We start from the raw sequence: 19,477 nt of genomic DNA on the forward strand, positions 1-19,477 counted from the left end.
GCTTATTTGCTCTCCTTAAAGGAATTGTAGCGTTTATACCCCAAATAGCCCTCTTCCTTAAACCATTTAACTGTATCAGCAATTCCATCCTCTAAAGTAATTAATGGATTCCACCCTTTACTCTTGAGTCGACTAACATCCATAAGCCTTTTGTTATCTCCTTGGAAAGTCGACTCTGTAAATTCATAGCTTACATTATGGAAATTTCTAATAACCTCTTCTACAACATTCTTGATTGTTGTAGGGTTCCCAGATGATACGTTGACTGGTTCTTGAATATTATTATCCATTACATACTTCATTGCTCTTGCAACATCAGATGCATGTACAAAGTCTCTTATAGGACAGCCATCTCCCCATACTTTCAATGGATTCTCTCCTTTATATAGACGAGCAATTAATGAAGGTATGACCATTGCATTTTCAGGGTCAAAGTTGTCATACCTTCCGTATACATTGCCTGGTCTAACGATTGAATATATTGATGATGAGTTTTGATACTGGATCCTATATGCATCCGCTTGTAACTCTCCCATCCTTTTTGCCCAGCCTGCAAAACGATCATTCTCAGAAGGGAATGTAGACCAAACATCATCTTCTTTAAATATTTCTGCTGGATGATAGACCCCTACTGAACTGGTATAAAGATACTTCTTTACACCTGCTCTTCTAGCAGCTTCCATCATATTTAAGCTAAATGTAATTGTAGGCACAAAGAAATCTGCTGGCTGTTCTCTGCACATCTTTGGAGATCCCTTGACTCCTGCTAAATGATAAACCTCTTCAATTTCCTCACAGGCTTCTATGCAATTGTTGATATCTCTTAGATCTAGTTGTTTAAATTTAGCATTGGGATGACAAAGCTCTTGTCCATCAAGTGATGCGACAGTAACATTATGAGAATCACGAACTAGTAGTTCTACTAGATACCTTCCTATCATTCCTGTTCCACCTGTTACTAAAACATTAGACATTTAGGTTCTTATATAATGTTATACAGTGATTCTACAGGTTAAAGCAGTAATGCTCTATATCTGTTAGTTATTATTTAATAAATATGCTTATTTGTTCTTTGGAGTAAATTATAATAACAAACACTATATATAGTAAATTTATGTATAGCTATTTATCATTAAATCCTTACATGCTTTTAATAAACTTTTTTTATAACTTGGTTTACCTTCCCAATGGTTAAATGCATTTAATTGCATCGCCTTAAATCTTAAATGGTCAGAATGAATATCTTTTATTTTATTAACCAATATTGACATATCATTATCTAAGAATATTAGGGAGTTGTATCCATCAACGCAGTAGGAACTAATTTCCCCTATACTAGTTACTATTGGAATAAGCCCCAATTGCATGGATTCCACAACAGACATTGCCATGCCTTCTTTCTTACTTAATTGTAGAAAGAACTTACATTTCTTTGAAATTTCTACAATCTGCTGAAAATTTAATTGTCCTAGAAAAAAAACTTTCTCTTCTAAATTAAAAGATCGTACTAGAGATTTCAATCGTTCAAGATCACCATCGTCTGGTCCTATAATAAAAAATTTAGAGTCTGTATTTTCTTTTGAAAACAAAGAAAATAATCTCAATGAGATGTCTATGGATTTTAAAGGAGAAAGTCTTCCCCAATAAATAAAATCAGAACATTCAGAGTGGTCTATAAAAGGTAAATTATTTTGAAATATAAAACTTATTATCTGGTAATTGGTCTTATGTTTAAAATATAGATGTGAAGCTCTATTATTATATGATGTTTTGGAATCAGCCCATATTTCAGAGGTACGTAATGAAAATAAAGATGTCACAATTTTTTCTGCAAAATGCTTATTATAAGCACTATGTAATAGCATGATATATTTTGTATTTGGCCTAAAAATAGAAACGGTTAATGCGACTAAATAACTTTTCCATAAAGAGGCTATTAATATATCAGGTGGTTCTTTTGTTAAATTATAAACAGAAAGAAAGTATTTATATAAAAAATTTATCTGCCTTAAGATGAAGTTCTTGTGATAAGCTGTATTAATATAAAAAACATTAAAATTAAAGTATTTAGATCGAATTTGAGACGTTTGCCTTGCAGCATTCTCTGCCCCTCCAATCTTATTAGATGGTGATAAATGTATAACATCAAATTTATGCTGCATTGTGTATATAAGATCTAATTTATAGTGTAATTTAGATTCAAATGGAATCTTGGTATTTTCACAAATAATTATCTCTTATTCATTTTTTTGTATCTATCTAATGTGCCGTAATCATGAAATTTAACACTGAATGGAGTTGCCTTTACAGACTTTTCTTTTACAAGCATAGGGATAATATCTGATTCCAAGGAAGATGAAATTACGCTCTGACTCCTAAAGTATTCTGTTTTACATCTATATAAGCCTATACTTGTGTATATTTTAGATAAGTGATGTTGTTTTTCAGGTAATGTCTTTTCAGCAAATTTTATAATATAGTTATTATAATCTATATGGATAGATCCGGAATCATCATAATTATTATCAGTACATGCAATATTCAGCTTAACTGAATCATCCATATTAGTTTTTTGTAAGAATTCAAGTAAGTTTACTTCTTGAATTGTATCTCCATTAAGAGCAATAAAGTCTTTGGTTTTTATTAGTCTTGAAGCTAGAGCAAGTGCTCCTCCAGTTCCTAAAGGCTGATTTTCTTTGGAGAAGGTTATCCTTGAACGATAGTTAACTGAGGAGATGTAATTTTCAATTATGTTATGAAGATGACCTGTGGCTAAAATTATTTCTGAATTTTGTGGGAGGTAATCATTGGCCAACCAATCAAGCATAGTTTGATTTTTGTTTATTTTTACCAGTATTTTAGGTAAAGTACTAGATACCTCTTGAAATCGTGTACCTTTCCCTCCACACAATATGACTGTATACATTAATATGCTAGATCGTTACTAGTAATATTATAATATTATTCATCTCCCTCCATTTACATCTATATTTGTTCCACTAATATAGCTACTTCTAGTTGAAGAGAGAAAGTATATAGTTTCAGCAATATCTTTTGGTGTAGCTAGTCTGCCTAAGGGGATTCCCTTAACAGGAGCTATAGGGTTTTCAAGGTTGATTAAATCAACCTTGCCAGGGCTGACTATATTTATTCTTAAATCATTAGGTCCATACTCATAAGCAAGTGATTTACATAAATTATTCATACCTGCCTTTGCTGCACTATAGATTGAAAGCCCAGGAGCCTGATATTTAGCTAATTGAGTTGAAACATAGATATATGCCTTATTATTAGAAATAGACCTATAAGCTAATGCATCACAAGATACTTTTGTGAACCAAATAGAATTTATAAAGTTAATTCTAGATAACCTGGATATCTCTTCATAAGTCATTGATGAAATATTATTCCTATCTCCTGCTTCTGCTGCCAAATGAACAACAGTTTCAATTGATTTTAGATCAATATTAGAAAATACAGAATCTATATCATCTTCAAACTTAGAAGAAGAAAAGTCCAACTGAAAATAATGAATTTGCTTTTTTGAAAGGGAATCACTATCTATTTTTGAATTTCTTCCTAATTGAATTATTTCTTTGCCATATGAACTAAAGATGTTTTTTGTTGCTTGACCTATAGAAGATGTAGCTCCTGTTATTAATACACTCATCTATTTATTTTGTTTAATACTATTATAGAGCATCTTACTTATAATGCTCTGTATAAAAAGTTTATTATCAGTAAATGCTTCTAATAAATTGTTTAAGCGGAATAATAGCTGGTGGAACAATATCAATTGGCAGTTTCTCTGGCTGGAAAAAAGATAGATTTAGACTTTCATGACTGATAATTGGTTCTCTATTTTCCACTAGCCTGAGATAGTAGATTATGTCAATTGCATGGAATATATTATCAGGGTATTTAATTATACGTTTATGCAATGGGTTAGAAAAAACTCCTAACATCCTTATCTCATTTGTATGAATGCGAAATGAAGTCTCTTCCAAAGTTTCTCTAATGATAGACTCCTCAACTTGTTCTCCCACTTCAACTCTACCCCCTATAAGACCCCATTTACCACAATCTCTTCTTTGCTCAAGTAGTATACCCTTATGATTATACAAAATTATACCTACTCCTAGACGGATTTCTCCTGCAAGATTAATGTCTTCGAGATATTCCTTGGCTATCAAAATAATAAAATTACTTGCTAATTTTGATACTAGTCCTATATAATTGTCATTGTATAATTCGCTATTATATATTCATATTTGTTTAATCTTAAGATATATGCTAGCATCTTATTGTTGAGGTTAATGCATAAATGGTCAACCTTGATGCGTTCCTTCTTATTAATACAAATAATGATTTCACGAAGCAAGCGATAGGCTGCTTGAATAATTCAATTTGTACTGAAACTATTAAGTTTTATATATCTACAACTGAAGTTTTATATGGAGAGTTATCTGATTATATAAATACTCAAAAAGTTCATTTAATATTACATAAATCACCTCACAAAAGCCTCTGGAGGCATATGGAATGGCTATCTAATTATAGCAAGTCAGACTATATAACTTTCCTTCATGATGATGATATATTTGATAGAAATTATTTGCAAAATTCTTTTTGCATGATCACAGCTAATAAGCCTTATGCATATTCAAATAGAACTCAATCTATAGATAAATTGTCTAATAAATTAAAAAATAGAAAACATATTCCTAGGAACAAGTCAATTAAATTAAATCTTTCAAACATTTTAAATAGATATTTTCTTCCCTTTGAACGTACTGTTGATTTTCCAACAATTACATATAAAAGAGAAGTACTCTGTGACTATTGGAGAAGCAACAAACTGCGTAATCTATCTATATTTGAGGATGTTAGGATAGTATGCTACTTAGCAAGCAGAGGTTTATTTATAGAGCACAAAAATTCTAATTTATATAGTTACAGGATAAATCAGTTTCAGACAAGTAATATTAGGAATGAAATCGATCGGCTTCGATTAATTAGCTGGCTAAAAAAATTAAAAATAGCTAGGCTATATCGATCAATATTAGTTCTTTCCGCTAAATTGCAATACTTGGTTTATTATAAAAAGCCTACAAGAAAGAATAAGTATTATTCTAAATTTGTTTTCAGAATGCGTAATAAACTAATCAAAATAAGGAATGGTGAGTGAAAAATTATTTTATTTAATTTATATAATCTATTCGAGCTTTATATATTTATCTATGTAGAGCTATAAATCCATCGATTGTATTATGAAGTTTATCAAACATCTTATCAGTCATTCCATGGTGAACTGGTAGAAGGACTCCTCTTTGCATAACATTATCTGATTTTTCAAGCCCCATTGCGGTTACTTTCTTGTAGAAACTTTTACTCATAGGCTGCCTCAATATGTTCCCTGTAAAAACTACTCTGGTTTGAATACCTCTTTCCTCTAAATATATTTGGAATTGTTTTCTTGTGAATGGTGCTCCTTTATTTATAATAATAGGGTAGGCCAGCCATGCTGTATTTGCTCCTTTTGTTTCTTCTGGATTTGTGAATAAATCAGAATATTGAGAAAAATATTTAAACTGCTTAATAAAGTTATTTTGTCTTAATTTTATATTCTCTTTGAGTTTATTTAATTGCTTTAATCCAAATGCGGCTCCAAGTTCATTACCCTCAAGATTGTAGCCAACTCTTTCGAAGACAAATTTAGCATCATAATCTATTCCATCAAGACAAGTGTTAAAGCGATTTTCTATAGACTCACTATTTTCATCATATAATGATGAACTGCGCCCCCATGATCTTAAAAGTTTCGCAGTTTTCATTATCTTTGAATCATTTAAAGTAAGTGCACCACCATTTCCTGCACAATTAATAATATGTGAACCATAAAAACTTGTAATTGAAATATCAGTATATACTCCTGTAGATTCGCCATTATTTATAGTTGCACCTAAAGTATCAGCAGAATCTTCTATTAATACCAAGCCAAACTTGTCTGCAATTTTACGTATTAAGTCCCATTGGCAAACATTACCTAACAAATTAGGTGCTAATATAGCCACTGTTTTATCATTTATAAGATCCTCAATCTGACTAGTATCGATGAGGTATGTATTCTCTTTGATATCAGTAAATACTGGTACAAGATTGTTCTTTACTAAACACCCTACAGTTGTAGAGAATGTAAGCGCAGGTGTTATAACCTCAGAACCTTCTTTAAATTCACAAGCTTCTATTGCTAAATAAAGTGCTGATGAGCCTGAATTAACATAAAGCCCATATCTCTTTCTAAATAAATCCGCTATCTTTGATTCGAACTTCCTAGAATATTTGCCCATCTGTGTGGATTCATTTAGACACTTTACAACTGCATCTATCTCTTCCTTTCCATATACAGTTTTAGCATAAGAGATTTTCTGATCCATTAAATAAGTTGATAGTTTATTTTTATTTATTCTATCATGCTAGATAGTAATTATTTTTATAAGCTAAATATCAATATTGGCTATAAATATAAAATCCTAGCAAGCATTAAAAAACCATGGTATAAAAAAATCTTTATAGCAGTTAATCACTCAAATAGTCATTAAGGTCACTAATACATAAGTCTTTTGCTAATAAAGGATTTTCTGAAAAAGATTGGTGCCAATAAATTGTTTTTTTTATTGCTTCTTCAAATGTCCACTTTGGTTTCCAATTTAGATCCTGAAATGCCTTATCTATTTGCAAATTAAGATTCTTTGCCTCATGTTCTTGATTTATAGTACTTATATCTTCCCATTGACCTGGCCAATAGGATAAGACACATTCAACTAAATCTTTTACAGAACGGTTTGATTCTTGATTGGGACCAAAGTTATATGCAGAGTTGTATTTATTGTTTAAGCCTTCCGAAGAAAACAGTTTCTCCGCAAGACTAATATAGCCACTTAATGGTTCTAATACATGTTGCCAAGGCCGTTTTGAAGCAGGGTTTCTTACTTTTATCACAGCTCCATTTGCAAGAGCTTTAATAGCATCAGGTAATATCCTGTTTTCAGACCAATCTCCACCTCCTATAACATTACCAGCTCTTGCTGAAGCTATAGCATGATTAAAATTAGGTGAATTTGCTTTAGTGAAAAAACTAGATCTCCAACTTGATATTGCAATTTCTGCTGCTGCTTTGCTTGAACTATATGGATCATATCCGCCTAGAGGATCGTTTTCTCTATATCCATACTGCCATTCATTATTTTGATAAACCTTATCTGTAGTTACAATTACTATGGCACACTTTCCTTTTATTTTCTTTAATGATTCTAAAATATTAATAGTACCCATTACATTAGTTTTCCATGTATATACTGGCTCAAGATAGCTTTTTTTTACTAAAGGCTGCGCTGCCAAGTGAAATATTATTTCTGGCTGAAAGCTATTAAATGTATCCTCAACTTTGGAAAGGTTATTAATATCAACTATGCAATGTTTATCTAAGATTTTATGTAAATTAAGTTTGGTAAATAAATTTGGCTGTGTTAAAGGTTCAAGGCTTAATCCACAAACCTCAGAACCAAATTCTTTTAACCAAAGTGAAAGCCATGAGCCTTTAAAACCAGTATGACCAGTTATTAATACCCTTTTTTGTTTCCAAAAGTTCTTATTATTCATTCCCATACTTTCCATGGTGGATTATCAGAAGCCCATAAATCTTCTAACTTGTGTTTATCCCTCATTGTATCCATTGGTTGCCAAAAACCATCATGTTTATAAGCTAACAATTCCCCATTTCTAGCCAAAGTTTTCAAAGGATAGTCCTCCCAAGTACATTTATCACCGCTTATTAATTCAAGTACAGACTTTTGAAGTACAAAATACCCACCATTGATCCAAGAACCATCTCCTTTAGGTTTTTCAATGAAATCAGTTACTTTGTTTCTATCCAAGTTAATCAAACCAAATCTTCCTGGTGGTTTAACAGCAGTTAATGTTGCTTTTTTACCATGCTGATAATGGAAATCAATTAAAGATTTTATGTTTATATCTGCAACTCCATCTCCATATGTAAAACAAAATGTTTCGTCAAGATAATCACTTACTCTAGCTAATCTTCCCCCAGTCATTGTTTCTATTCCAGTATCCACTAAAGTAATCTTCCAAGGTTCTGTCTTAGTATGATGAATCTCAATATCATTCTTTTCCATATAAAATGTAACATCACTTGTATACAAAAAATAATTTGCAAAATATTGTTTAATTAAATTACCTTTATAACCACAACATATAATAAAATCATTTATTCCATAGGAACTATATGACTTGAGTATATGCCATAAAATTGGTTTTTCTCCAATTTCAACCATTGGTTTTGGTCGAATATTAGTTTCCTCAGAAAGACGTGTTCCAAATCCACCTGCTAGTATTACAGCTTTCATTATCTGCTCATTTACTTAAAATTTTAACCATAGCATAGATTTTCTTCCCATACACTTATTTATAAATGAGGGTTTTTTTAACTGGAGGCACTGGTTTTGTTGGCAGCCATTTTTTAAATCATGCTGTTAATTGCGGTCATGATATAACTGCCATTAAAAGGTATAGTTCTTCTCCAAAAATCAAACTTCTTAAAGAGCCTGTTTGGAAAAGAGGTTCTTTAGACTCTAATTGGAAAAAAGAATTATCGGTCTCTGATGTTCTTATTCATTTTGCAAGCCATGGTGTTCTTGAAGGTTCAAATGATTGGGTTAACTGCTTTAAGACAAATGTGGAGAAATCCCTAAATCTATGGCTACAAGCAATTGAAGCTGGCGTAAAAAGACTTATCATCTTGGGTTCTTGTGCTGAATATGGCTTATCAGCCTTAAATTACAAATATATTCCTTCTAATGCTCCATTGATTCCTACAACTGCATATGGAGCATCAAAAGCTGCTGCTACAATGGCTGCTATTAGCTTGTGCATTGAACACCCAATAGAAGTAATAATTCTAAGACCTAACTATATATACGGTAGAGGCCAATCAGAATTAGGTTTTTGGGGATCGCTATCAAAAGCTGCTTTAAATGATGAAGACTTTAAAATGACAAAAGGCGAGCAAATTAGAGATTTTCAAAGTGTTCAAGATACAGTTCGAATAATAGAGACTTATGTGTCAAGGGAAATTGAGATGGGGAAGCCATTGATTAATAATATAGGTAGCGGCTGTGAAAAAACTCTTTTAGAATTTGCAGAAGAACAATGGAAATTTCTAAATGCAAAAGGTAATATTATTCCCGGTGCAATTCCTTATAGGAATAACGAGATCATGAGATATGTTCCATTGTTATAAATAAAATAATTCTGTTAAGATAGTTTTGATAGATTTTATAGTATATATTGAAACCATGAGCTCAAAATTACGGAAAATCAGATCTAAGATCTTTATATCATTTTATGGATTTGTTAGTATTTCTGTATTGTATTTTGCAGCTTTCTTATTTATTGAAAATGGAAAAAGTCTAGTCCGTATTCAAAACAACTCTTCCAATGAGGCTTTATCTGAGTTTACCACTAGATTTTATAATAGTCTAAAATACTCGGATAATAATAAGGGTTTATTTAATTTAAATAAAGAGCATATCTCAAGTGCTTGGCACAATATAGACAAAAGCACTATATCGTTGAAAAATTATCTATATCATTACAGCAAAGATAAGGATTATAGTGAGTTACCAGGGGGTTATATCGATATAATAAATGATGAGATTATTATAGGCTCTAATGGGAAAGGAGAAATGTTTTTATTTAATGTAAAGAAGAAGTCCGCGCATAAATTAAATTCAAATCTAAGTGAAATCTTTGCCAGTCAGAATTATAAGCGTAAAGTAATTAAAAATCTGAGAGGTAGATTTGGAGTTCGAGATATTTATTTAGATAGGAAGTATGATAGAGTCCTCGCCTCAATGGTTGTAGATGTAAATGGTCAAGGCTGCTATGGAATGGCAATTTATGAGTCTAAAATTATACTTAACCCAAGCTTTGACAAAAGTAAGCGCCTAAATTTTACAGAGCTTTTCAAAACTAATTCTTGTAATTCTGATTTTGGTGGACATGCATTGGGTGGCAGAATTAATCGTTTAAATAATAAAATATTATTTACAGTTGGAGATCTTGACCATAATTTAGATGGTGATATAAGGATTGCTCAGTCTAAAAAGAATGCAATTGGGAAAGTGATATCAATAGACAATGATGGTTCTTTCAAAGTGATATCTATGGGACATCGTAATCAACAAGGTATGGTTATATTTAATGGAAAAGTTATTATAACAGAGCATGGGCCAAGAGGTGGTGATGAAATTAATTTAATTTCCGATGGCAAGCATTACGGATGGCCTTACTATTCATATGGAATAGGTTATGACTTTCATGCAAAGCATAGAGTTAAACACACTAATAAATATAAGAAGCCAATATTTTACTTTACACCATCAATTGCTATTAGCGAGATAATACACTATAAAGGAAATGAGTTTCCATATTGGAAGGATAAGCTTATAGTTTCTAGCTTAAAAGCAAAATCATTATTTCTATTAGATATTGATCCATTAACTATGAATATCTTATCTGTAGAACGTATTTATGTAGGTCATCGCATTAGAGATATAAAAGAGATGCCTTCTGGCTCAATCGTTTTTATTACAGATGATCAAAACATAGTATTTTTAAATAAGTCTTTGAAAAGCCTGATTTTAGATGAGTCTAAAATACCATTTATTAAATAACTATTTGTCATATAATTAGATTTATAGCGATTTGCCTAATATTACTATAATCGCTAAAATCACTATATTAAGGAAAAGTTCAAACTGTAATGAGTATAAAGCCACCAAATTTAATTGTTTACGAATTAAATGAGGTCCCAAAGAGAGTAATTGATCATTATATTTTGCACCGACCATATAGCAATATTTCTAAACTATATAAAAGAGGTTCATTTATTGAGACTGTTACAAGGGATTCAGGTGAATTGCATCCTTGGAGTACTTGGCCTTCTGTCCACAGAGGAGTGACGAATGATCTTCATGATATTCGGTTTATTAACCAAGATTTAAGTTGTGCGAGTAAATATCCACCTATTTGGCAGGTATTAGAGAAATCCGGAATAAGTATTGGAATATTTGGTTCATTACAATCTTATCCTCCTTACAAGGGAGGCAATGTAAAATTCTATCTTCCGGATACCTTTTCTCCAGAATCCAAGGCTATCCCAAGAGAACTGGAATTGTTCCAAAGGTTTAATCTTCATCTAGCTAAAAGAAATAAAGCAGTTGCTCAAGGCATTCAAAAAAGAGACATAACTAATCTTAGTAAATTAATCAAAAATAATATTATATCTATTTCCGTTTTATTAAAAACATCAATTCACATGTTAAAGGAGATTTATGATAATAGAAATAAAAAAAGAAGGGCTAACATTCAAGCATTGATTTCATTTGATGTATATAAAAAATATTTAATTGATCTTGAGCCACAATACTCTACTTTTTTCTCTAATCATATAGCATCTACAATGCATAGATATTGGATGCATTCTTTCCCAGAGGATTTTGGAATCCTAGAAGACGAAAAAATTATAGATAAACAATTCAATTCAAAAAGCTTAATTAAAGCAATGGACTTAGCAGATTTTCAAATAGGAAATCTATTAAAATTGCAAGAAAATAGAGGTGGAGATTTGTGGATTATTTCAGGTTTTGGTCAAAAGGCAATTCTCAGGAATGATTTACAGGAATATGAACTACTCCTAGAAGAAGACAGTAAATTACTTAAGATTCTACAACTAGATTATAAGATGTATGAATTTATTCCAGCCATGTATCCAGATATAAATATTGAGTGTGATTCTGAACATTATGTAAATCTACTATTAAAGAATATAAATAGGTTAAAGGATATAAATAATATGCCTATTCTTCAATTACGTTATAAACCTAAGCAAAATACAGTTAATATAATTATATCTAATGTTCATGGCCTTAACGAAGCTGCTATTATATATCTAGATAATAAAGAAATAAGGATAGAAGAAGCTGGGTTTAAACTAATAAAAAGGGATTCAGGGACAGGCTATCATTCGAAAAATGGTATAATATTATTTAATAGTGATAAAACAGAAGTATTGAAAAAATTTGTTGACAGCAAAACAGGATATTTAGATATATGTAATATTTTTCAGATGACAAAAGATCATTTCAAGATAGAGTAATTAAACTTTTTATCTTTCTCTAGTTGACTAATAACTGCTAAAGGGAAAACTATTCCTGGTGGTATAAAGTTAACTCTATGTCTCTGAGCTGTCCCGACATTAAATGCTCCCGGGACACAAAATAATGTTAAGTAAATGAATGTAATGCCAAAGAAAATAATATTCAATACTCTCTTTAAATAAGTATTTTCAGAACATTTACGCAAAGCCCTTGTCCAAGTGATATAATATAAAAATAGAAATATAAAAGAGTCTAATAAAATAAACATTGATTTCATAGGGCTATTTAATACTTCACTTACTGTGGGAAACAAAGCAAGAAAGGGAAGCCTAATAAAATTACTAAACTGATAAAATCCCCCTAAGTCAACAAGAAAATACCTAGAGAAATTAGCATCTAGTGATAAAAAACTTCCTGTTACAACCATATCAATCCACTCAATGAAAAATCTATTAGTGAGATAAACTATAGTTACAATCAAGAATCCTAAAGAAAGGGTTATTATAGGTATTAGACTAAATCCCAATTGCGATGTTCTCAATGGTTTATACTTAAGTCTTATCAATGGGAATATAGTTGTAGTTATGCCAATTAAAAACAATGGTGTAACCAAAACCCCTCTTAATATATAAAGTAGTGATAAAAGACTAAACCTAAGGATTAAACTCCTTAAGTTATTCCATTTATCTATATCATTTCTTGCTAAATTCGTTCCTTCAATTACTGCATAAAAGATAGCAACAGGCCATACAAGAGCTTCTTTGGATGGAATTGCTGTCCAAACGACCATACTTGGCAATGCTAGAACTAGCCACCATAAGTATGTGTATTTATCGTAAATAAACCTTTTAACTGAACTCCACAGCAATATAGGTCCTACAATTGATAGTAGAAAGCTCGCTATTAATTTATCTTGACCAAAGAGATTTACATAAATCCATAAAGTTAATTGAGACCTCCAACTCTCAGGTTCATGATCATCTGCAAGACCCATATAATAGGTTGCATCTCCTAAACTATCAGTAAGCTCATTTAGCAGTCCATACATTACACAAACTATTATAAGTCTATAAAGTACATAAAATAAAAATTGCTTTTTAAAAGTAAAACTGTTTTTCATTCAATTTGCTATTATGTTGTTGAAAATGACATTACCTTGGCTATCAATATTTATATTGCTTCTACATTTTGCTGCTATAGTTTTATTATGTGTAATTATCAAAATAAGGCTTTGATTTAGTTCTATTAATAGTTTATCAATAAGTCGATTCTCTTTATCTGTGTCTAATGCATTTGTTGATTCATCTAATATTAAAATATTTGGTTTAACAATTAGGGCCCTTGCAATACCTAGTCTTTGTTTTTGTCCTCCACTCATATTTATAGCTTGTTCACCTAAAATTGAATCAAGTTTAAAGGGAAGACTTTGTACATAATCTTCTAATTCAGCTAATCTCAAGCAATTCCAGACGAAATCGCTATTAATATCTAAATTTGTATTGCCTAGCGTTAAATTATCTATGATATTACCATTAATTATAGGGACCTCCTGAGGAACATAACCTATAGATGATCCATTCTCTAAATAACTTGGCAATTCAATTGTTCCATGCGATGGTTTCAAAAGCCCAGATATCAAATCGACTAAAGTAGTTTTACCGCAACCAGAAGCTCCTGTTATAGATATAGTATTAGGTATATCTATCTTAAGGTTAGTATTATTAATTATATAATTTATATCATCTGCATTTGAATTACTAGAGTAAGCAAATGAGACATTCTTCAAAACAATGCTTTTGGAAGAGTTTTTGATTTTTATTATACCTTGAGGATCTCTTCTATCTAGATCTTTATTGGAAAATTCTTTTTCTTCTTTAATACTATCATATAAACCTATTATAGAATACTTATAGGTTGATATATATGCCCATATTCGATAAAGTTGCTGTAAAGTGGGCAAAAGCCTTTGAGAGGCAAATACAAATGTTATTATAAATGTTACCTGAATATTGAGAGAATTGATTTTAATAGATAATATAAATAACAAAGTTATTAATATAACTCCTAATGCTTCCAAGGCAAATCTAGGGTACTGCTCAAGAAATTCTCCTGTAGCTATCCTCTCGCGAAGTTTTCTTTCTCTTGACTCAAAATAACTACTATAATATCCTTCTGCATGAAAATGCTTAATTGTTTTTAATGAGGAAAAAGCTTCTTGAGTATATCGTGATATATCTTCATTTAAATTACCTATTTGACTAGATATTCTTTTTAATTTAGGTTTAATAATTCGAGATAATATTATATACGGTGTTATTAAGAATATTGATGAAAGCATGGTAACATTTGTATTGATATATGCTAGTAAAATTAGTATCAATACCGTAGAAAGAAGGTAACCAGAAAATAATATTATATTTTTAAATACTGCTACAAAATAAGTATTGTTTGTTCTATAAATACTAGAGTATTTGCTAAGATTAGCAGAACTTAAATCTCCATAATCTCGAGCTAATAACTGAGAATATGATGCTGAGAAAATACCTGCACTTATTTCACCAGACTGCCTACAGGCTTGCCACATAAGTAAGGTGCGGAGAACGTTGGAAAAACAAAAAACAAATAAAAATATTGATAAGGCTATTAATTTCTGTTCTAATTCATTATAAATGCTGAAATCAATTAAATTTTTAGGTATACTTAAGGCACTATTTAAAGAAAAATTATCTATGAGAACTCTATAGGTTGGCTGAACAAGAAATATAGATATAAACTCAACCAAGGATGATATTAAGACTAAGCTTATCAAGCATATAATCCTAGATCTATAAGAATCAACCTTAGAGCTTTTTAATATTAAATATATGTATTTGATTGCATTAAAAGTATCCATATTTTTTAATCCTTATAGAGTATTGAACAACCTTCGTTTGTTATTTCAGGATCGTTGATCTTATAAGATTTCATTGCTTCATTAAATCTATTTTGCTTTTCCTTAGGCACTAAAAATAAATAGAAACCACCACCACCTGCTCCTAGTAATTTGCCTGAATGAGCTCCAGCAGAGATAGCTTCTTCGTATATCGATAGAAGGTTTTCACTAAGTTTAGATCGTGGGAATGAGCTTGATTTATGTAGCCAAGATTCTCGTAAATAACTGCAGAAATCTTCATACTTCATTTCTCCATCTAAAATCTTGCTGTTAACCTTTTTTGCTATACGACAAATTTGCTTAAGAGATTCATCCTTTATCTGTTGATCTAAATTCTTATTTGCATTGTGAATATCCGAAGATGTCCTAGATATACCAGTATATAATAACAACATTTCCTGCGATATCTTTCTAACTAATTCATCACTAATGTCTAGTCTAAGTGTTCTATATAAACCATCTTCACGTATATTAATCAAGCTAAAGCCTCCTTGGCATGCTTGTATCTGATCTTGAATTCCTACATTTTCCTTTAGTATATTTTGTTCAAAATTAATTGTACTTTCTGTTAGCTCTCTTATTGAGACTTTTTTACCTAAATATGTATTTAGGCCAAGTATTAAAGCTGAAGAAAAAGAAGATGAGGACCCAAGGCCACTTCTTGCAGGTAAATCACCATCTGTATGAATTTCTAAACCTTGTTTTATTTTAAAATGATTTAGGGCTCCTCTTACTGCTGGATGATCAATTTCACTAGGATCCTTGACCTCCTCTATCTTTGACCAAGACAATCTAAACCTTGTTCCATAAAATGGTGTTAATGGTCTAAGAGTTACATAGCAGAATGAATTGATTGTTGTTCCTATTACGACAGCTCCATTATTTTTATACCAAGATTCATGGTCTGTTCCACCACCAAAAAATGAAACCCTGAATGGAGCTCTAGTTATAATCATTTATCGTTGAAGAAATGTATTGCCTGACTTATTTATTTTTATACGCCAGTAATTCAATAGATCCTCAATTGTTTGTTGATAAGAAATGCTAGGCGACCAATTTGTTTTTTTAACAAACTTACTAATATTAGGTACTTGTAAATCTGCATCGATTGGTCTAAGTCTATCAGGATCTACTTTATATTTAATTGATTTATTTGTAGACAAAGCAATTAAGTTATCTAATATCTCTCCTACCTTTAATGTTGTATTGCCACCTATATTATAATATGATCCAGGTTCAGGCGACTTATTTAATAAGGTCCAATATGCTCTAACAGCATCTCTTACATCAGCTATTGTTCGTAATGAATCAAGATTTCCAACCTTAACTATAGGCTCTTGATAACCTTTCTCAATTAGAGCTATTTGTTTTGCAAATGTTGACTCCATAAACACATCACCTCTTCGAGGTCCAGTATGAGTAAACATACGAGTGATCTGAGTGTTTAATGAAAAAGCTTCTGCATAATATCTACCAATTAAATCAGTTCCACATTTAGAAATTGCATATGGTGAAGCTGGATGAAATGATGTTTCTTCATCTATAGGTACCTTATCCTTACTAACCCTTCCAAAGACTTCTGATGATGAGCAAACATGTACTATTGCCATAGGGGAATATTTTAAAGTTGATCTTAAAATATGTTCAGTTCCATTTATATTTGTTTCATAAGTTTCAATTGGATTCGTAAAAGATACATGCGGGTAACTTTGAGCTGCTAAATGAAAGATATATTTGAACTTATATTTAGAGAAAATATTATCTACACCTATAGCATCTCTAATATCACAATGTTCGAGTTTAATCCTTTTGCCTTGATTAATTAAAGGAATATGATTGGAGATATTTTCTAATGAAGTCCTCCATCTAGATAAACCAATAATTTGCTCGTCTGTATTTTCAAGAACATAATCTAATAGATGTGACCCTACCATTCCTGTTATTCCAGTAATTAATATTGTCATGTCGAATAATTTTCTAGTTTAATAAACTGGTCTACATAATATAATATTTTCTCAATATCCTTAGACTTTAAACCTTGATGACAAGGCAATGCTAAGCCACTAGAAGTTATTGCACTTGTAACAGAGAAATCGCCATCTTTTATATGCTGGAATTTGTTCATTACAGGTTGAATTGTAAAATCACCTGCAAGAAATGGTCTTGTTTCAATTTTTTTGTCGAGCAGGAAATCTCTGAAATGCCTTCTTTGTTTGTCTAAACGCCCCTTTAGTACAAGTGGGAAGCCAAACCAACTTGAGTTTGCCTCTGGTAAAGGCTCAATAAAAGAAAATATATCTTTATGGTTTTGAAAATATTCACTGTAGATCATTGCCATCTGTTTACGATTTTCTATAAAGCTATCTAGCATTTTAATTTGCTCTATACCAATTGCGGCTTGAGGTTCAGAAAGCCTTAAGTTATAGCCAATATTGCTAAAAAGAAAACCTTTATCCAATTCTTTATATTGAGAAAATATTGGATCATTATCTTCTAAATGTCTTAACCAGCCATGAGACCTTATTGATTTTGCAAGTGATAATAATTCCTCGTCTTTAAAGCATGTAAAGCCTCCTTCAAGTGTGCAAATATGGTGAGAGTAATAAGTACTAAATGTTGATACTTCTCCAAAGGTTCCTGCTTTTCTTCCAGAGTATTCAGCGCCCATGCTTTCACAAGTATCTTCTATAATTAACATATTATTTTCATTACATAATGAACAAATTTGATTCATATCTGCAGGACATCCATAAGTATGAATAAGCATTATAGCTGATGGATTATATTTTTTAATTAAGCTTTTTAGATGATAAGTATCTATATTATAATCAGTATCATTAGCATCACAAAAAACAGGTACAAGGCCATATTGGACAAGAGGGAATACAGTAGTGGACCATGATAGAGCGGGCACTATTACTTTATCACCTACAGATAATCGGCCTGATTGCATTAGAGTTGATATTGCTAATAGGTTTGCAGAGGAACCTGAGTTGCATGAAAGTGATTTAAAGGAGCCTCCTAAATAATCTGAATATGATTTTTCATAGAAATCAACCAATTTACCCATAGTAATCTGATTTCTAACTATTGCTCTAATGCAAGAATAAGCAGAGGAAGATTCTATAGTGGAATCATGTAACCTAATTGGTTTATTTTCGTTAGTTTCCTGAATAGCTCTTATTGAATATAGCTTTTGTATACATATTTGCAATTCGTTTAAAGCAGAATCAAATTCAGCACCAAATTCATTGTCATGTTTTAAATAAGACATTAGAATGGTCCCCTAAATGATTTAATCTCTGGACTTTCATCGATCATTATATCATCATCTATGTTACATAATTCTAATATATTTTTTGCTATAGAGGTTGGGTTTGGATAATAATAATTTTCTAGAGTTTTTGGAGTTGGGCATGGGCTATCTGAATAGCCCATTATTTTAGACTTTCCCATAAATCCATTTAAATAAAGTTCACAAAGAATATCTTTAGCTATTGAGCATTTTGTCCAACCATTATCTATGATTAATAGATTTTTATTTTTCATTGCAGACTCGAGAATAACTTCTGTAGAAATATTATCTAGTCTAACAATACTAAAATGATCTGAGGTTATATTCATTTTAGAACTTAATTCCTCAATAGCTCTACTTGCCTCAAGAGACATATGAGATATTGAAACAACTGTAATATCATTGCCAGATTCTAGCTTCCTGATACTAGGCTCATAACCTTCTTCTATATATACATTGCCTTTATTGCTATATAACATTCTATTTTCCACAATGATAACTGGATTTTCATACTTAGTAGCCCATAATATAGTATTAAACATGTCGTGAGGTGTAACAGGTGCAACTACAGTCAGTCCAGGTATTGATGATAAAAAACTATGAAATGATTGAGAATGTTGTGCGCCTTGCCCCCAGCTCCTTCCTATAATTGCCCTAACTATTAATGGGCAGGAATCCTTGCCATTTGATAAATATTTTACTTTCGCAGCTAAATTAATAAGCTGATTCATGCAAAGCAACAAAAAATCAAATCTCTGATGTACATGAATAGGCCTGAATCCATTTAAGGCCATGCCAATCCCTATCCCAGTCATTGCATCTTCAGATAGAGGTGTATCAAAGCATCTGTTGCCACCAAATTCTTCTACTAGTCCTTCTGTGGTCCCGTACATTCCTTTAGGGTCATCTACGCCTAAGCCATATACAAGTACTTTTGTGTCTCTACGCATAGAAAGTTTAATTGCCTGACCACAAGCTTCTCCATAACTAAGTAATTGATATTTTTCCATG

18 protein-coding genes are annotated in these 19,477 nt (G+C 31.2%); 4 read left to right on the top strand and 14 right to left on the bottom strand.

Going from position 1 to position 19,477, the window contains the following annotated elements:
• Window positions 1-2 precede the first annotated feature (2 nt).
• From EV07_RS06730 to EV07_RS06750, 5 genes are all read right to left on the bottom strand, one after another.
• Window positions 3-974 carry an NAD-dependent epimerase/dehydratase family protein gene (locus tag EV07_RS06730; protein ID WP_036918680.1) on the bottom strand — a complete coding sequence of 324 codons (972 nt, stop codon included), beginning with the start codon at window positions 972-974 and terminating at the stop codon, window positions 3-5.
• Window positions 975-1,112: 138 nt separating this feature from the next.
• A complete protein-coding gene (locus EV07_RS06735; protein ID WP_036918682.1) occupies window positions 1,113-2,162 on the bottom strand; it encodes a glycosyltransferase in 1,050 nt (349 codons plus the stop codon).
• A gap of 68 nt (window positions 2,163-2,230) precedes the next feature.
• Window positions 2,231-2,911 carry a nucleotidyltransferase family protein gene (locus EV07_RS09275; protein WP_052043753.1) on the bottom strand — a complete coding sequence of 227 codons (681 nt, stop codon included), beginning with the start codon at window positions 2,909-2,911 and terminating at the stop codon, window positions 2,231-2,233.
• A gap of 54 nt (window positions 2,912-2,965) precedes the next feature.
• Window positions 2,966-3,670 carry an SDR family NAD(P)-dependent oxidoreductase gene (locus tag EV07_RS06745; protein ID WP_036918685.1) on the bottom strand — a complete coding sequence of 235 codons (705 nt, stop codon included), beginning with the start codon at window positions 3,668-3,670 and terminating at the stop codon, window positions 2,966-2,968.
• A gap of 67 nt (window positions 3,671-3,737) precedes the next feature.
• A complete protein-coding gene (locus EV07_RS06750) occupies window positions 3,738-4,193 on the bottom strand; it encodes an NUDIX domain-containing protein (protein WP_036918687.1) in 456 nt (151 codons plus the stop codon).
• A 131-nt stretch (window positions 4,194-4,324) separates the two neighbouring features.
• On the opposite strand from EV07_RS06750, the gene EV07_RS06755 reads away from it, so the two are divergent.
• Window positions 4,325-5,188 (top strand): hypothetical protein, encoded by an 864-nt coding sequence (locus EV07_RS06755; RefSeq protein ID WP_036918689.1) that lies wholly within the window; start codon window positions 4,325-4,327, stop codon window positions 5,186-5,188.
• 46 nt (window positions 5,189-5,234) lie between these two features.
• On the opposite strand, the gene EV07_RS06760 is transcribed toward EV07_RS06755, so the two are convergent.
• From EV07_RS06760 to rfbF, 3 genes are all read right to left on the bottom strand, one after another.
• Window positions 5,235-6,437, bottom strand: a complete 1,203-nt coding sequence (locus tag EV07_RS06760) for a DegT/DnrJ/EryC1/StrS family aminotransferase (RefSeq protein ID WP_036918691.1) — start codon at window positions 6,435-6,437, stop codon at window positions 5,235-5,237.
• Between the two features lie 142 nt (window positions 6,438-6,579).
• Window positions 6,580-7,662: a CDP-glucose 4,6-dehydratase gene (gene rfbG, locus EV07_RS06765; RefSeq protein WP_241434021.1), complete on the bottom strand. Its 1,083-nt coding sequence runs from the start codon at window positions 7,660-7,662 to the stop codon at window positions 6,580-6,582.
• On the bottom strand, window positions 7,659-8,426 hold the full coding sequence (rfbF, locus tag EV07_RS06770) for a glucose-1-phosphate cytidylyltransferase (protein WP_036918697.1): 768 nt from the start codon (window positions 8,424-8,426) through the stop codon (window positions 7,659-7,661). The genes rfbG and rfbF overlap by 4 nt, the downstream gene beginning before the upstream one ends.
• 65 nt (window positions 8,427-8,491) lie before the next feature.
• Between rfbF and EV07_RS06775 the strand changes: the two genes are divergently transcribed.
• The 3 genes from EV07_RS06775 to EV07_RS06785 all read left to right on the top strand — a co-directional run bounded on the left by EV07_RS06775 (window position 8,492) and on the right by EV07_RS06785 (window position 12,238).
• A complete protein-coding gene (locus tag EV07_RS06775; protein WP_036918700.1) occupies window positions 8,492-9,319 on the top strand; it encodes an NAD-dependent epimerase/dehydratase family protein in 828 nt (275 codons plus the stop codon).
• A gap of 55 nt (window positions 9,320-9,374) precedes the next feature.
• Window positions 9,375-10,754: a PQQ-dependent sugar dehydrogenase gene (locus EV07_RS06780; protein WP_036918702.1), complete on the top strand. Its 1,380-nt coding sequence runs from the start codon at window positions 9,375-9,377 to the stop codon at window positions 10,752-10,754.
• Between the two features lie 89 nt (window positions 10,755-10,843).
• Window positions 10,844-12,238, top strand: coding sequence for a hypothetical protein (locus tag EV07_RS06785; protein ID WP_036918705.1), 1,395 nt, complete (start codon window positions 10,844-10,846; stop codon window positions 12,236-12,238).
• Here the strand turns inward: EV07_RS06785 and EV07_RS06790 are convergent.
• From EV07_RS06790 to EV07_RS06815, 6 genes are read right to left on the bottom strand one after another with little or no spacing between them, the layout of a single operon-like run.
• Complete coding sequence (locus EV07_RS06790; protein WP_036918708.1) at window positions 12,220-13,359, bottom strand: hypothetical protein; 1,140 nt, start codon at window positions 13,357-13,359, stop codon at window positions 12,220-12,222. The two genes, EV07_RS06785 and EV07_RS06790, sit on opposite strands and share 19 nt — an antisense overlap.
• Entirely contained in the window at window positions 13,360-15,132 is a 1,773-nt protein-coding gene (locus EV07_RS06795) for an ATP-binding cassette domain-containing protein (protein WP_036918710.1), read from the bottom strand. It abuts the gene before it with no gap.
• Between the two features lie 5 nt (window positions 15,133-15,137).
• Entirely contained in the window at window positions 15,138-16,127 is a 990-nt protein-coding gene (locus EV07_RS06800) for a GHMP family kinase ATP-binding protein (RefSeq protein WP_036918712.1), read from the bottom strand.
• Window positions 16,128-17,135: a GDP-mannose 4,6-dehydratase gene (locus EV07_RS06805; RefSeq protein WP_036918714.1), complete on the bottom strand. Its 1,008-nt coding sequence runs from the start codon at window positions 17,133-17,135 to the stop codon at window positions 16,128-16,130.
• The gene (locus tag EV07_RS06810) at window positions 17,132-18,445 is read right to left on the bottom strand and encodes a DegT/DnrJ/EryC1/StrS family aminotransferase (RefSeq protein ID WP_052043752.1); all 1,314 of its coding nucleotides are present in this window, start codon (window positions 18,443-18,445) and stop codon (window positions 17,132-17,134) included. The genes EV07_RS06805 and EV07_RS06810 overlap by 4 nt, the downstream gene beginning before the upstream one ends.
• On the bottom strand, window positions 18,445-19,476 hold the full coding sequence (locus EV07_RS06815) for an alpha-ketoacid dehydrogenase subunit beta (RefSeq protein ID WP_036918716.1): 1,032 nt from the start codon (window positions 19,474-19,476) through the stop codon (window positions 18,445-18,447). The genes EV07_RS06810 and EV07_RS06815 overlap by 1 nt, the downstream gene beginning before the upstream one ends.
• Between the last annotated feature and the right edge of the window lies 1 nt (window position 19,477).

The organism is Prochlorococcus sp. MIT 0603, from assembly GCF_000760215.1.
Taxonomy (GTDB): Bacteria; Cyanobacteriota; Cyanobacteriia; order PCC-6307; family Cyanobiaceae; genus Prochlorococcus_E.

Excerpts from the sequence above, each read along its gene's own strand:
- EV07_RS06730 (WP_036918680.1), bottom strand. The coding sequence starts at position 974 with ATGTCTAATGTTTTAGTAACAGGTGGAACAGGAATGATAGGAAGGTAT.
- EV07_RS06735 (WP_036918682.1), bottom strand. The coding sequence starts at position 2,162 with ATGCAGCATAAATTTGATGTTATACATTTATCACCATCTAATAAGATT.
- EV07_RS06745 (WP_036918685.1), bottom strand. The coding sequence starts at position 3,670 with ATGAGTGTATTAATAACAGGAGCTACATCTTCTATAGGTCAAGCAACA.
- EV07_RS06755 (WP_036918689.1), top strand. The coding sequence starts at position 4,325 with ATGGTCAACCTTGATGCGTTCCTTCTTATTAATACAAATAATGATTTC.
- EV07_RS06760 (WP_036918691.1), bottom strand. The coding sequence starts at position 6,437 with ATGGATCAGAAAATCTCTTATGCTAAAACTGTATATGGAAAGGAAGAG.
- rfbG (WP_241434021.1), bottom strand. The coding sequence starts at position 7,662 with ATGAATAATAAGAACTTTTGGAAACAAAAAAGGGTATTAATAACTGGT.
- rfbF (WP_036918697.1), bottom strand. The coding sequence starts at position 8,426 with ATGAAAGCTGTAATACTAGCAGGTGGATTTGGAACACGTCTTTCTGAG.
- EV07_RS06775 (WP_036918700.1), top strand. The coding sequence starts at position 8,492 with ATGAGGGTTTTTTTAACTGGAGGCACTGGTTTTGTTGGCAGCCATTTT.
- EV07_RS06780 (WP_036918702.1), top strand. The coding sequence starts at position 9,375 with ATGAGCTCAAAATTACGGAAAATCAGATCTAAGATCTTTATATCATTT.
- EV07_RS06785 (WP_036918705.1), top strand. The coding sequence starts at position 10,844 with ATGAGTATAAAGCCACCAAATTTAATTGTTTACGAATTAAATGAGGTC.
- EV07_RS06790 (WP_036918708.1), bottom strand. The coding sequence starts at position 13,359 with ATGAAAAACAGTTTTACTTTTAAAAAGCAATTTTTATTTTATGTACTT.
- EV07_RS06795 (WP_036918710.1), bottom strand. The coding sequence starts at position 15,132 with ATGGATACTTTTAATGCAATCAAATACATATATTTAATATTAAAAAGC.
- EV07_RS06800 (WP_036918712.1), bottom strand. The coding sequence starts at position 16,127 with ATGATTATAACTAGAGCTCCATTCAGGGTTTCATTTTTTGGTGGTGGA.
- EV07_RS06805 (WP_036918714.1), bottom strand. The coding sequence starts at position 17,135 with ATGACAATATTAATTACTGGAATAACAGGAATGGTAGGGTCACATCTA.
- EV07_RS06810 (WP_052043752.1), bottom strand. The coding sequence starts at position 18,445 with ATGTCTTATTTAAAACATGACAATGAATTTGGTGCTGAATTTGATTCT.
- EV07_RS06815 (WP_036918716.1), bottom strand. The coding sequence starts at position 19,476 with ATGGAAAAATATCAATTACTTAGTTATGGAGAAGCTTGTGGTCAGGCA.